This is a genomic window from Actinopolyspora lacussalsi (assembly GCA_030803735.1).
GTDB classification, from domain to species: domain Bacteria; phylum Actinomycetota; class Actinomycetes; order Mycobacteriales; family Pseudonocardiaceae; genus Actinopolyspora; species Actinopolyspora lacussalsi.
The window spans coordinates 4,579,971-4,593,048 of sequence record JAURUC010000001.1 but is presented as its reverse complement, the minus strand read 5'-3'; the positions used below and the strand labels follow the sequence as shown (position 1 = coordinate 4,593,048).

Below are 13,078 nucleotides of genomic sequence, written 5' to 3'. Positions count from 1 at the left end.
GGGCCGTACTCGCGAGAGCACACACGAGAGAACCCGCTGGTGGTCGAGCCGCGTAGGTGGTCGTTGCGGCGCTGCCGCGCCGGGAGCACCGGCGAAATCCCACTTCTGGGAAACCATGCGGAAGGCTTCGGCAGCGGGGACGGCAGGGTGTGCTCGGCCGTCAGGCGTGCTTGAGCGGTTCCCACCAGGCACGGTTCCGCCGGTACCACTCCACCGTCTCGGCGAGCCCCTCCCGCAGCGAAACCGTGGGACTGTAGCCGAGCTCGGTGCTGATCTTGTCGTGGCGCAACGAGTAACGGCGGTCGTGCCCCTTGCGGTCGGTCACCGGCCGCACCATCGACCAGTCCGCACCCACTGCTTCGAGCAGCCTGGAAGTCAGCTCGGAATTGCTCAGTTCGGTACCGCCGCCGATGTTGTAGACCTCGCCCGGCTCACCGGATTCGGCTACCAGTTGTATCCCCCTGCAGTGATCGGCCACGTGCAACCAGTCGCGGACGTTGCCACCGTCGCCGTAGAGCGGAACCTCCTTGCCGTCCAGGAGGTTGGTCACGAACAGTGGGATCATTTTCTCGGGGTACTGGTAGGGGCCGTAGTTGTTGGAGCAGCGTGTGACGCAGACCGGCAGTTCGTGGGTTCGATGATAGGCCCTGGCCAGCAGGTCCGCCCCGGCTTTGGAGGCGGAGTACGGCGAGTTCGGTTCCAGCGGATGGTCCTCGGACCAGGAGCCCTCGGCTATGGAGCCGTAGACCTCGTCGGTGGAGACGTGCACGAACCTGGTGACCTCGGCCGATACCGCCGCGCGCAGCAGGTTCTCGGTTCCGACGACGTTGGTCAGCACGAAGTCGCCACCCGCCGTGATGGAACGGTCCACGTGGGATTCGGCGGCGAAGTGCACCACCACGTCGGTCCCCGGCAGCCACTCCGCGAGCAGTTCCGGATCGCGGACATCGCCCCGCACGAACCGCAACCGGGGGTGATCGGCCACTTCGGCCAGGTTCTCGGGGTTGCCCGCGTAGGTGAGCTTGTCCAGGACGACTACCTCGGCACCGTCGAAAGCCGGATACCCGCCCGTGAGCAGCTGCCGCACGTAGTGCGAACCGATGAAACCGGCTCCGCCGGTGACCAGGACTTTCATGGCACCTTTCCCATCACGGTGTTCCGTCCGCGGCACGAGCCCGGGGCCGCCGCGGCCATTCGAGTCTGCCATGCGGTTCGGCGGGTGAACTCAGCTGATACGCAACCCAACGTGAACGCCATACGTCCCCCGGAAGGGTATAGGCCACTTTTTCCCGCTACGGACCACGTACTGCCGTGATCAGCGTTAACCTACACACAGCGGCAAGGACGGCGGACCTCCGCCGACGGCACTGCCCCGCTCAGAGCTCAAGGGGGATTCGGCGTGAACAACCGGCCACGACGAGCGGGTGGCCCGAGCGGGCGCGCCGGAAGGCCCGATTCCCGCCGGCTCCGCGACACCGGCGACCGCGCTGACGGCAGGCGTCCCGAGGCCGGAGGGCGTTCCGCCGCACGACCGGGACGGCAGCACGAAACGAGAAGTACGCACGGTAGCCAGCGGGAACAGCGACAGGGCCAACCGCGTGACTCCCGACAGCCCCCGCCGCCGAACGACGTGTGGGACCGGCGAGGCGGCCGGGGAGGTGGTCGCGGGGGCCGTGCCCGGATCGCTCCCCGGATTCTGGTGCTGCTGCTCTCGCTCGTCGTGCTGAGCACCACCGGCTACGGCTGGGGCAAGGTGAGTCAGCTCGATTCCGGCCTGCGGGGCAACATCGACATCAACAACGAACGCGACTCGCCGGACGGCGCCACCGACATCCTGCTGATCGGCAACGACAGCCGCACCGACGCCCAGGGCAACCCACTTCCGGACGAGGTGCTGCGCGAACTCCGCGCGAGCGAAGGGGGCGGGAACCTGACCGACACGATGATCCTGCTGCGGATCCCCGACAACAGCAAACGCGCCCGCGCGGTCTCCTTCCCGCGCGACACCATGGTCGACATGGGCGAGTTCGGCGAGCACAAGCTCAACTCCGCGCTGAACCGAAAGCGCGTGGCGAAGCGGGAGGAGCTGGAGGCGCAGGGGATCACCGACGAGAAGAAACTGAGCAGCTTGTCCGAGAAGGCCGGCAAGGAGTTCCTGATGGAGACCATCGAGGACTTCGCGGGCGTGACGATCGAACACTACGCGGAAGTGAACCTGCTCGGTTTCCACAAGCTCACCGAAGTGGTGGGTGGCGTCAAGGTGTGTCTGAAGAACCCGGTGGACGACCCGTACTCCGGTGCCGACTTCTCCGCCGGGGTCCACACCCTCTCCGGGGGGGACGCGCTGGCCTTCGTCCGACAGCGGCACGGGCTGCCCCGGAACGATCTCGATCGGATAGTGCGACAGCAGGTTTTCATGTCGGGCCTGGCCAAGAAGATGCTCTCGGCGAACATGCTCAGCAACCCCGGCAAGCTGAACGATCTGATCAAGGCGTTGCAGGACTCGATCACACTGGACAAGAACTGGGACGTGCTGTCCTTCGCGGAGCAGATGCAGGGAATGGCCGCCGGTGACATCGAGTTCTACACCATCCCCGTGGAGATGGACGGCCCCAGCTCGGGACTGCTCGCCGACCCTGATGAGGTGAAACGGTTCGTCGACGACCTGCTGCTGTCACAGCGCAAGCGCGAACAGGCGCAACAGGATGCCGAGCAGGCCGAGGAGTTGCGCGCCGACACCGAGGTCAACGTCTACAACGCCTCGGGCGTTTCGGGCCTGGCCGGACGCGTACTGGACGACCTCGCCGATCAAGGGTTCGACAGCGGAGTCGCGGCCAACGCGGAGAGCATGATGTCGGACTCGGTGGTGCGCTACACCTCCGGGACCGAGCGGGCCGCGAAGCTGGCCGCCTCGGACCTGGGAGACGTACCGGTGGAAGCGGGCGAGGACGTGGCAGCGGGCACCGTCTCGGTGTATCTGGGGGACGACTACACCGGCCCCGGCACCCGCCGGTTCACCGGCGAAGGTGCTGTGCGGCTGGACGGCACGGCGCGGGCGCAGGGTTCGGAAACCGACCCGAGCACCGACGAACAGCCGATCACGGCGGGAGGAGTTCGCTGCGTGAACTGACCGAACTGTTTCGACGGATACCGTGGTCGGCCGCGATCCGGCGAGCAATGCCGACACGGCAACGATAATCGAAATATCCTCACATGAGCTCGGCCTTCGCACGTTAACCTTGGACTCCCGGTTCCACACGCTGATCCGGAGTTCGGTGTGCGCCACTGTCCCGAGTGCGGTGTGGCGTGTCGCGGCCCCGACGTGACCACCGAAGGGAAAACGGCCGCTTTCCAGGAGGACCCAAGTGGACGAGCCCGACACGCACGAGACGTCGTCGGAGGAGCCGCGCGACGAGGCCGGGGCGTCCGGTAAGGCGGAGTCGGACTCGGGCCTCCCGGAGAACGAGACGGAGAGCGGTTCGGACACCGGCGGGAAAGCGGCGGCCTCGAATGCTCCCGAGGCCGCCACCTCGGTCGGGGGAACGGCAACCGCCGGTGGCCGCGGCAGCCGTGTGCTGCGCGGCACGGTCCGGATCACGATGCGTTCCCTGCTGGTACTCGCCTCGGTGGTGACACTGGCCGGTACCGGACTGGGCTGGGCCGCGCTGGGAATGCTGGAGAACCAGTCCAACAAGGTCGACCTGCGAAGCGGTGACTCGGCCCGGCGGATGCCGGAGGACACCGCGACCGACATCCTGCTCGTGGGCAGCGACAGCCGGACCGATGCCCAGGGCAACCCGCTGCCGGACGAGGTGCTGGACATGCTGCGCACCGAGTCGGCCAGCGGGCTGAACACGGACACGATCATCCTGCTGCGAGTGCCCGACGACGGAACGGCCTCCACCGCCATCTCGATACCCCGCGACACGGCGGTACAGCGCGATGGGGAGGCCAGGAAGATCAACGGGATTTACGGGCTCACCAAGGCCGCCAGGGAGGACGAGCTGCGCGCCACCGGTGACCACACCGCCGCGGAGATCGAGAAACGGTCCAAGCGGGCGGGGATCCGCGCGTTGACCAGCGCCGTGGAGTCGTTGACGGGCGTCGGGGTGGATCACTACTCCGAGGTGAACCTGCTGGGGTTCTACGAGGTCACCAAGGCACTCGGCGGGGTGAGGGTCTGTCTGAAGCACGCGACCAGCGACGAGAACTCCGGCGCCGAGTTCCCCGCGGGCGAGCAGACGATCTCCGGTGGGGACGCGCTCTCGTTCGTCCGGCAGCGGCACGGCCTGCCCAACGGCGACCTGGACCGGATCGTGCGGCAGCAGGTGTTCATGGCCGCCGTCGCGGACAAGGTGCTCTCCAGCGGAACCCTGACGGACACCGGCAAGCTCCGCGACCTGATGGCCGCGGCCCGCAAGTCGGTGGTGCTGGACAACGACTGGCGAGTGCTGGACTTCGTGCGAAGGATGCAGTCACTGGCCTCCGGCGACATCGGCTTCGTGACCATCCCGGTCGAGGACACCACGGCGCGCAACTCCGCGGGACGCAGCATCGTCAGTGTCGACGAGGAACGGGTGCACGAGTTCGTCGCGGACTTCGGCCACGACGTCGCCGGGACCACTTCGGACTCGAACAACGGTTCACCCGGCGCGTCGTCCCAACCCGGTTCGACCCAGCAGCAACCCGGCTCCACCCCCTCCCAACCCGGTTCGACCGAACCGACGCATCGGATGACGGGGAATCCGCTGGTACGGCTGGACGGCGTGCGGGCCGCTCCGGCGGTATCCACGCAGCGGGAGATCACCGCTGAAGGGATTCCCTGCGTCCACTGACGACGGCTTCCCTCCCCGGCACGGCGGAGAGCGCGTGACTCCCTTCCGGGGCAGCTCTCTCATAACTCATAACGGAACTTTGCGTAGCCGGTCGGGTAGCCGTCACGTGAGTCGGCGCCTTGCTGCGTTGGAGGGCACCTCGAGTAGCGATCATCGAGTAGGCACCTCCCTGGTGGGTTACCCTGCCCCCATGAGCGTCACCGCGACCCTGCTGTCACCCCTGCTTACCAACGGATCCGCGCGTCCGCTGATCACGCACTACGACGAGGCCACGGGAGGCAGGATCGAGCTCTCCCGCGCCACGGTGGGCAACTGGGCCGCGAAAACGGCCAACTGGCTTACCGAGGAACTCGACCTCGAACCGGGTATGTCGGTGGCCGTTCGGCTGCCCGCCCACTGGCAGACCGCCGGGATCCTGCTCGGCGCCTGGTGGTGCGGTGCTCGCGTGACGGACTCCCCTGCCGGAGCCGAGGCGGCGTTCGTGCCGGGGCAACGGGTTTCCGAGGGCAGCGGAGCGCACACCGTCGTCGCGGTGGGGCTGGACGCTCTCGGGGGATCCGTGGCGGGACTCGACGACAAGGTGTTGGACTACGCCTCCGAGGTGCGGATACGCGGTGACGAGTTCAGCCCGCTGCTGCCGGTTCCCGGAGACACCCCCGCGTTGTTGGACTCCACCGTGGACGAAGTGATCGAGGCGGCACGGCGGAGTGCCGCGAACTCGGGCATCGGCGAGCAGGACCGGGTGCTTTCCACACTGGACTGGAGGCTTCCGGACGGGGCGGTGGACGGTCTGTTGGCCGTACTGGCCGCGCGGGCATCACTGGTGCAACTCACCGGACTGCCGGATAGCGGGAACACCGAGCTGCTGGACAAGCGGCGCTCCGACGAGAAGATCACGGTGGAGCTGGGCGCCGAGAGCTGACGGGACGACGAAACCGGATCCGACACGTCTCGCAATTTGCATTACTCGCAAGTAGCATCAGGGTGTGTCAGATACGACGCGGACGCTGTTCGAGACCGACGGAACCGGATTCGTCCCGACCGAGGCCGCTGGAAACCCCTGGGGCGAGCTGACCGGGGGCGGCCCGGTGGCGGGACTGCTGGCACGCGCCATCGAGCGCGCGGCGGCCGATCCCGAGCTGTTCGTGGCCCGGATGACCTTCGACCTGATGCGGCCGGTCCCCCGTGAACACGTGGTGGTCTCGACCCGCACACTGCGGTCGGGCAAACGCCTCCAGGTGATCGAAGCGGAGCTGAGCAGGGGCGAGGAGACACTCACCCGGGCGACCGCCCAGTTGCTGCGGCGCAGCGAGCTGGACGGGCCGAACTCCACGTCGGTTCCGCCGTTCACGGGCCCGGACGGGATCGCCGACGGATCGCTGATCCCTCCCGAGCTCGGGCTGCGCTGGGGAGTGCACGACGTGGTCGACGTGCGGTGGATCGACGACCAGAGCAGTCCGGACGCCAGCAGGGTATGGATGCGCATGCCGGTGCCGCTGTTGCCGGCCGAGCCGATGACCCCGCTGGTGCACACCGCCACCCTGGTGGACTGCATCAGCGCGGCCAGCCCGATCGGCGAGCTGTTCGGCCCCTGGATCAACACCGACATCACCTGCTACCTGCATCGTGAGCTGGCCGGCGAATGGCTCGGCATGGAGATCCGTCGGGACGTCGAGACCAGCGGCATCGGGGTGGCGCGAGCGCGGCTGTTCGACACCTACGGCCCGATCGGCACGGCCCAGGAAGCGGTGCTCGTCAACGAGCTCGGCTGACGTGGCCCATGTCGAACACCGCTGGAACTCAGAGTTTGGACCCGATATAGGCGATTTCCAACACGCGCTCTTCGGGGACGAGGCGAAAATGCACCCTTCCCGCCCCCGGCGTGAACCGGGCGTGCATGTCGAAAGTCCGTGTGATGCCGTTCGCGTCCTGAAACTCACAGCGGGATTTTCGACTGGAACTCTCCGGCGTCACATTGGACTTCCAGGCGGGCTGGTGGGTGGACTCCGGACGCCATTCGGCGGTGGCCCGCTCCAACTCGAGCAACCGGTCACGTACAGCTCGCAGTCTGTGCCCCTCGAGCTGTTCCAAATCGTTCTTGGTGCGTCCCAGAAACCTCAGGTTCGGGAAGAAGTCCGCTCCCGCGTCCCAGAGCTGCCTTCCGGTTGTTATTCCGGACAGCCCGGAGCAGGCCAACCACTCTTCGTGATGACGGAGTTCCGTCGGGGTAGCCGCGTGCCGGACCTCGACAGTTCCCTTCTCCAAATCCAAGGAACCGTCGACGTCCTCGATCGCCTGGGTCCGATCCACCACTACCCAAGGAGTCCGCCAGGAACTATCCGTCGCGAGACTCACAGCGAGGCTGTCGGTGAGGTGAGCTCCACCCAGGGCTTCCGCCGAGCGCCCCTGGTGGCTGTACTCGACCTCCCCCGAAGCCGATTCCCGTAAAGCCGAGGAAACCGGAGACATGTTGCGGGCGCTCTGCAGCAGACGCCATCTGTCCCGGTTCTCCGCCTTGTTGATCCACTGGCGTACGTGGTATCCGTCCCCCAGCTCCATATCCTTGAGCGGGGAAGGCGTCACGAGAGCGGTATCCCTGCGCTTCTTGCGTGCTATCCGGATGAGTTCGACGAAGTCGACCATACAAGCGTCGATCCTCGACTCATCCGACTCGATCACGCAGGACAACTCGTTGAAGAACAACAGTACGCGCAATATCCCCAGTTCCTGTTCAGTCCAGTAGAGCGTCCAAGGACTCGTCCCACTCGTCGAAGAAACCCTCGGGCCACTGCGAGAGCATCCCGTCCTCACTCACCACGGGGCTGACGAAGTCGACGTCGCCGCTGTCCCGCCGGCGGAAGTAGTGCAACCTGACCGATGAAGCGGGTATCTCACCACGCTTCACGGCGATACGGACTCCGTTGAGCACGTGGTCACTGTGCGTCTCCACGATCAGTTGGCTCCCAGCGGTCGCGGCGCGACATGCCAGGAAAGCGATCTTGGTCTGGCCGCGTGGATGCAGGTGCGCCTCGGGATTCTCCAGCAGCAACAGACCGTTGGAACCGGCGGTCAGACAGGCCACCACGATCGGAAGGGTGTAGGTGAGTCCGAAACCCACGTTCGTCGGCCGGTAACGGTTGGACGAGGACAGCCCAGCGGTTCCGAACCGGAATCCGAGTCTGACCGAATCGGTGTCGGTGATCTCCTCGGCTTCCAGGTTGACGCCGGGGCAGAACTCCCGCAGCCAGGCCTCGGTCTGTGCCAGCAGTGTCGCCGAGGTGGCCCGGGGGTGACGCAGTGACTCGTTCTCGACGATGTCGTCCTGGTGATAACGCAGGTAGTTGACCGTGTGCTCGCCCTGCGCACCCAGAAAGCCGCGTCGAATCGCAACGTCGTGCGACCTGGGATACCTCACCGAGGGAAATATTCGATCCGCTCTGAGATACTGGAACCCCTTACCGAACAGGGACAGTGCGGACAGTTCAGCGTGGCTCACGTCGGTGGGTTCGAGCTCCAGCAGGTCGCTTTCCCGCTCGTAGAAGGCGTTCCACCTGTACTCGGTTCCGCCCTCCTTGAGGCCAAGCACGATTCCCTCACCGTGAGGGCCGGCCGAAACGTAGTCCTCGTGGCGCACGTCCCTGCCGGTGCCCAAGCCGACCAGGTCGCCGTTGAGCAGCAGCCCGGTCTGGTCATCGTCCACGAGAGTTCCGGACACGTAGGACTGGCGCAGCAGAGCCAGCGCCTGCATCACGGTACTCTTACCGGCCGAGTTCAGTCCGGACAGCAGAGTCAGCTCGCCCAGCGGAACAACAGTCTGCCGGAACGCCTTGAAGTTGGTGAGTTCGACCCGGTCAACCATCGATCACCTCGACGAAAAGGTCCATGATTCCCCGGAAACGCGTACGTACCCTCTTCGGGTATCCCGTCGCCACCGAAACGGATTCGTTGAACTCCCTCTCGTTCAGCAGCTCACCGAGACCAGCCACCACCCTCTCCCTGCGCTCGGCGAGCGCACGACGCTCCGATTCGGAAAGCCTAGCCAGGCTCACCGAGATCGTCTCGAACAGGGCCTTGTTGATCGGATTTCTGCCGTGCTGACCGGGAAGAGCCTTGCGGAACGCATGCTCTCCGAATATCTCCATGGCCGAACTCATGGAGACCTCGAAGTCCTTTTTCAGCCCCTCGATTCGCTCTTCGCTCCAGTGGTTGAGCTTTTTCATCGCATCCTGCAGGAAGGCGTCGAGGTTGTTGGAGGTGTACTCACTCAGATCCGTGATGCTGAACGCGAGGAACCTGAGAACCATCTCGCGGTCGGACATCCTGGCATCGTTGACACTGCCCCGGGTAGCACGCTGAAAGCTCTCGGATTCGGAAAGTTCGGCCAACAGGTCGCGTGCCCTTCCCGGAATCAGAGCGTGCCTGAGCTCCTGAAGACTGAGCGGCGTACCCCCTGTGTTGATTCGCCCGAAGATGTTGAACTTCACCTCTTCCGGAGTGGTCTTTCCGATCAGGTGAATCAGCACCTCGGTCTCGACCAAGCGGGTCTGCAATCGCCCCGGAAGGTCTTCGTAGGTGTATCCGTCGTACTTCAGGTACTCCAGGCCCTGCAGCCTCAACGGTTCCTTGCCGATACTTTCCGGCTGGATGAAACGAGCTATCGTAGTCAGTCGTTGTACCCCGTCGACCATCGCCCAGGTTTCGTCCTCGTTCTCGGCCGCGTAGAAGCTCGGAAGCGGGATACGCAACAGTAACGACTCGATGAGCCTGCTCTGGTTCTCCGGTTTCCAGATATCGGATCGCCGCTGGAAATCGGGAGTCAGGTCGAGGACACCCCTTCTGAGCCTCGCCAGCAGGAGATCGATCGTCATGCTGCGCGTGCGCACGTCGATGTGCTCCGGATCGAAGGGCTCCTGAATCCGATCCTCGGCACTCTCCCGCTCCTGGTCCAGTTCCTGGCTGTAACCTCCCGAATCGAGTCGTGGTCCGTAGCCGGGTTCGCCCCACGTGGTCTGATGACCGGAAGCGGGCGAGTTCATCGCATCCACCATGCACCGTCGCAGTTCCTCAACTCGGTTCCGATCGGATTCACGACAACCGATGTTCGCACGTACGACGAACGATCGGTGTCCGTAACACCGGATCGGGGAACCGATTCGTACGGTTCGATTCGTTCAGCTTCCCCCATCGACCCGCTCACGCAGCGCGGAGTCCTTGTCCAGCACCTTGGTCTCCAGCTCGTCCTGGAACCGGCTCATCCGGTCACGCAGGCGCGCACCGAGCTCTCCCGAGTCGGCGGCCAGCGTGCGTACGGCCAGCAGCCCGGCGTTGCGGGCGCCACCGACGGACACGGTCGCCACCGGGATACCGGCGGGCATCTGCACGATGGACAGCAGCGAGTCCATCCCGTCCAGGTACTTCAGCGGCACCGGAACACCGATCACCGGCAGCACGGTGGCCGAGGCGACCATGCCAGGAAGGTGAGCGGCACCGCCCGCCCCGGCGATGACGACCCGGATCCCGCGGTCGGCCGCACCGCCCGCGTAGTCCAGCATCCGCTGCGGAGTGCGGTGCGCCGAGTACACGCCCACCTCGTAGGGAACGTCGAACTCGCGCAACGCCTCCCCCGCTTCGCGCATCACCGACCAGTCCGAATCGCTGCCCATCACCAGGCCCACCAGCGGCGTCCGCTCGTCGGACTCCACCAACGCTTCCTCCCGAGGTCGTCGAAATCGCTTTCCCGCTGAGCCTAGATGCCCGGACGCGAGTTCGGTCGAGCGGTGGAAACCAGCGGTGGAGCTGCTACTGGTGGTCCTGCGGTGCCGCAAGGGTCTGCTGCTCGGTAACGGTCGCCAACGCGTCGACGCAGGCACGGATCGCCGGACGCTCGGAATCGGTACGCCAGACGGCGAGCACCTGCCGCTGCAGCACCGGCCTGGTTCGCACCACGGCGACTCCGCCGGGCACCGAATCGCGGGCCAGCCTGGGCACCAGCGCCGCCGCGAGATTGGCCGCCACCAGTTCGAGCTGGGTGGGATACCCCGCGACGTTGCAGGTGATGCGCGGCTCGAACTCCTGGGCCCGCAGGGTCTGCACCAACCACTCGTGGCAGGCTGTCCCGGTGGCCCAGCTCACCCACGGCGTGTCGGCCAGTTCGTGCAGCGAGACCGTGGTGCGGTGGGCGAGCCGGTGCTGCTCCGGCAGCGCGACGTCGGCTGTGTCGGTGCACAACCTGCGGTAGCCGACCTCGGCGGGCAGCTGCGCGGGCAGCCTGTCCCAGCTCTCCAACACCGCCAGGTCGAGCTCGCGCCCCACCAGAGCCGGCAGGGTCTCCTCCGCCTCGCCCTCGCGCAGCGTCACCTCCAGTCGAGGGTGCCTGCGGTGCAGCGCGCTCAACGCACCGGGAACCACCGCTCGCAGCACGGTGGAGATCGAGCCGATGCGCAGCGGGCCGAGGATCTCCTCGCTGAGGCCGTCGAGGTCGGACTGCGCCTCCGACATCCGCGAGAGGATCTCCGAGGCGTGCTTGGCCAGCACGTGACCCGCGGCTGTGAGGCGGACGCCGCGACCGTGCTGCTCCAGCAGTTGGTGTCCTGCCTCACGTTCCAGCTTGGCGAGCTGCTGCGAGACCCCGGAGGGAGTCACGTGCAGCACCGAGGCCGCCAGCGCCACGGAGCCGTGCGCTGCGACGGCGTGCAACGCACGGAGTCGTTCCACGTTGAACACGGAAGTGATACTACCGAATTCCGACCAGAAACATTCGATTGTGCTGAATATTTTCGACCCGCATCGTTGAAGTCATGAGCGCCCCCGACACCGAACGACGTCCTGCCGAACGCACCACCGCCCCCGACGCACGACTGGTACTGACGATCGGTGCCACGATTCTGTCGGGCTCCGCGCTGTTCATGCAGCTTTCCGGCACGACCGCGGGCACGGCGGCCTTCTTCCGCTGCCTGCTCGCCCTGCCGGTGCTGCTTCCGCTGGCACTGCTCGAACGGCGTCGACTCGGCGGCCGGGCTTTCCGGTGGCAGGCGCTGGATCTGCTGGCGGGGTTCTTCCTGGGACTGGACCTGGTGCTGTGGGGTGAGTCCATCATCAACATCGGCACCGGCATCGCCACGGTGCTCAACAACGTCCAGGTGCTGGCGGCACCGATGCTGGCGCTGCTGATCACCCGGGAACGACTCTCGACGGGTTTCCTGCTGGCCACACCGGTGATGCTGGCCGGGGTGGCGCTGGTGGGCGGCGTAGCGGACAGCCAAGCGTTCGGCGATGCCCCCGCCTATGGCGCGCTGATGGGAGCCGCTTCGGGAGTGGCCTACGGCGGCTACCTCTTCCTGCTGCGACTGGGCGGTACGCGGCACGCCAGGCACCGCTTCTCGCCGGTCTGCCTCGCCTCCGCCTCCGCCGCCGCCACCGCGCTGCTGCTCGGCGGACCGTGGCAGGGCGTGGAACTGGCGGTAGGCTGGCCCGCCCTGGGATGGCTGACCGCGCTCGCACTATCATCGCAGGTAACGGGCCTGCTGGTGGTGGGGTCGGCGCTGCCTCGGGTGCCGAGCAGCGTCGGTAGCACCCTGTTGCTGCTGCAACCGGTGCTGGCCGTGCTGTGGGGAGTGCTGCTGCTCGGGGAATCACCCACGTGGTGGCAACTGCTGGGGTGCGTACTGGTGGTGGGGACGGTCTGGTTCACCAGTCGTCGAGTGCGCTCCTGACGCACCACGCGTTTCAGTGATCCGCGGCTGCCCGGGCCGCGACGGCCCGGGGGAACGGCGAACTTCGATCAGGAGGAGCCGCCACCGTCACTGCTGCCCCAGTTGCACTTGTGCCGCGTCGGGTTGTCCGTCTTCCAGTCCGGGTTGGAGAAGCGGTCGGACTCCATGTTCCACTCCGGCTCCTTGCGCCCGAACGCGGCGTGGCAGTCGAACTGCTGGCGCAGGGTGTCCAGGTTCGGGAAGGTCACGCAGTTCCGCAGATCGCCCCAGGCAGCCCCGACCGAGGGATGGGGGACGCGCAGGGCGTGCGACGGAACCATGTTGACCTTGAACATGTCGCCCCTGTTGTCCACCGAGGCCTTGTTGATCAGCAGGCTGCCGCAGGAACGCCAGCCCTGGTCCGGTGGCAGCGGGGCGGCTTGTGCCTGACCCGCGGCCGGTCCCGCACCCAGCAGTGTGACGGCCAGCGTGGTGACGGCGACGAGCGCGAACCGTTTCGTCGCGCGGGCGGTCCCGGTGGATCCGAGCATC

The 13,078-nt window shown here is 66.3% G+C and carries 12 protein-coding genes; 5 read left to right on the top strand and 7 right to left on the bottom strand.

The window, feature by feature from the left end; translation table 11 throughout:
* Nucleotides 1-160: 160 nt before the first annotated feature.
* The gene (gene rfbB, locus J2S53_RS20465) at nucleotides 161-1,135 is read right to left on the bottom strand and encodes a dTDP-glucose 4,6-dehydratase (RefSeq protein WP_092974813.1); all 975 of its coding nucleotides are present in this window, start codon (nucleotides 1,133-1,135) and stop codon (nucleotides 161-163) included.
* 264 nt (nucleotides 1,136-1,399) lie between these two features.
* Between rfbB and J2S53_RS20460 the strand changes: the two genes are divergently transcribed.
* The 4 genes from J2S53_RS20460 to J2S53_RS20445 all read left to right on the top strand — a co-directional run bounded on the left by J2S53_RS20460 (nucleotide 1,400) and on the right by J2S53_RS20445 (nucleotide 6,607).
* On the top strand, nucleotides 1,400-3,130 hold the full coding sequence (locus J2S53_RS20460) for an LCP family protein (protein ID WP_456242350.1): 1,731 nt from the start codon (nucleotides 1,400-1,402) through the stop codon (nucleotides 3,128-3,130).
* Nucleotides 3,131-3,365: 235 nt separating this feature from the next.
* The gene (locus J2S53_RS20455) at nucleotides 3,366-4,835 is read left to right on the top strand and encodes an LCP family protein (protein ID WP_456242349.1); all 1,470 of its coding nucleotides are present in this window, start codon (nucleotides 3,366-3,368) and stop codon (nucleotides 4,833-4,835) included.
* 190 nt (nucleotides 4,836-5,025) lie between these two features.
* On the top strand, nucleotides 5,026-5,757 hold the full coding sequence (locus J2S53_RS20450; RefSeq protein ID WP_456242348.1) for a TIGR03089 family protein: 732 nt from the start codon (nucleotides 5,026-5,028) through the stop codon (nucleotides 5,755-5,757).
* A 64-nt stretch (nucleotides 5,758-5,821) separates the two neighbouring features.
* Nucleotides 5,822-6,607: a thioesterase family protein gene (locus J2S53_RS20445; protein ID WP_456242347.1), complete on the top strand. Its 786-nt coding sequence runs from the start codon at nucleotides 5,822-5,824 to the stop codon at nucleotides 6,605-6,607.
* Between the two features lie 28 nt (nucleotides 6,608-6,635).
* On the opposite strand, the gene J2S53_RS20440 is transcribed toward J2S53_RS20445, so the two are convergent.
* The 5 genes from J2S53_RS20440 to J2S53_RS20420 form a co-directional block, all read right to left on the bottom strand.
* Nucleotides 6,636-7,550, bottom strand: a complete 915-nt coding sequence (locus J2S53_RS20440) for a hypothetical protein (protein ID WP_456242346.1) — start codon at nucleotides 7,548-7,550, stop codon at nucleotides 6,636-6,638.
* 16 nt (nucleotides 7,551-7,566) lie between these two features.
* The gene (locus tag J2S53_RS20435) at nucleotides 7,567-8,694 is read right to left on the bottom strand and encodes a DUF3696 domain-containing protein (protein WP_456242345.1); all 1,128 of its coding nucleotides are present in this window, start codon (nucleotides 8,692-8,694) and stop codon (nucleotides 7,567-7,569) included.
* A complete protein-coding gene (locus J2S53_RS20430) occupies nucleotides 8,687-9,883 on the bottom strand; it encodes a DUF262 domain-containing protein (RefSeq protein WP_456242344.1) in 1,197 nt (398 codons plus the stop codon). Before J2S53_RS20430 ends, J2S53_RS20435 begins: the two co-directional genes overlap by 8 nt.
* 123 nt (nucleotides 9,884-10,006) lie before the next feature.
* Nucleotides 10,007-10,498, bottom strand: coding sequence for a 5-(carboxyamino)imidazole ribonucleotide mutase (gene purE / locus J2S53_RS20425; RefSeq protein WP_456242843.1), 492 nt, complete (start codon nucleotides 10,496-10,498; stop codon nucleotides 10,007-10,009).
* 136 nt (nucleotides 10,499-10,634) lie between these two features.
* Complete coding sequence (locus J2S53_RS20420; protein WP_456242343.1) at nucleotides 10,635-11,558, bottom strand: LysR family transcriptional regulator; 924 nt, start codon at nucleotides 11,556-11,558, stop codon at nucleotides 10,635-10,637.
* A 74-nt stretch (nucleotides 11,559-11,632) separates the two neighbouring features.
* On the opposite strand from J2S53_RS20420, the gene J2S53_RS20415 reads away from it, so the two are divergent.
* Nucleotides 11,633-12,547, top strand: coding sequence for a DMT family transporter (locus J2S53_RS20415; RefSeq protein WP_456242342.1), 915 nt, complete (start codon nucleotides 11,633-11,635; stop codon nucleotides 12,545-12,547).
* Nucleotides 12,548-12,615: 68 nt separating this feature from the next.
* Here the strand turns inward: J2S53_RS20415 and J2S53_RS20410 are convergent, their stop codons facing one another.
* On the bottom strand, nucleotides 12,616-13,077 hold the full coding sequence (locus J2S53_RS20410) for a DUF2599 domain-containing protein (RefSeq protein ID WP_456242341.1): 462 nt from the start codon (nucleotides 13,075-13,077) through the stop codon (nucleotides 12,616-12,618).
* Between the last annotated feature and the right edge of the window lies 1 nt (nucleotide 13,078).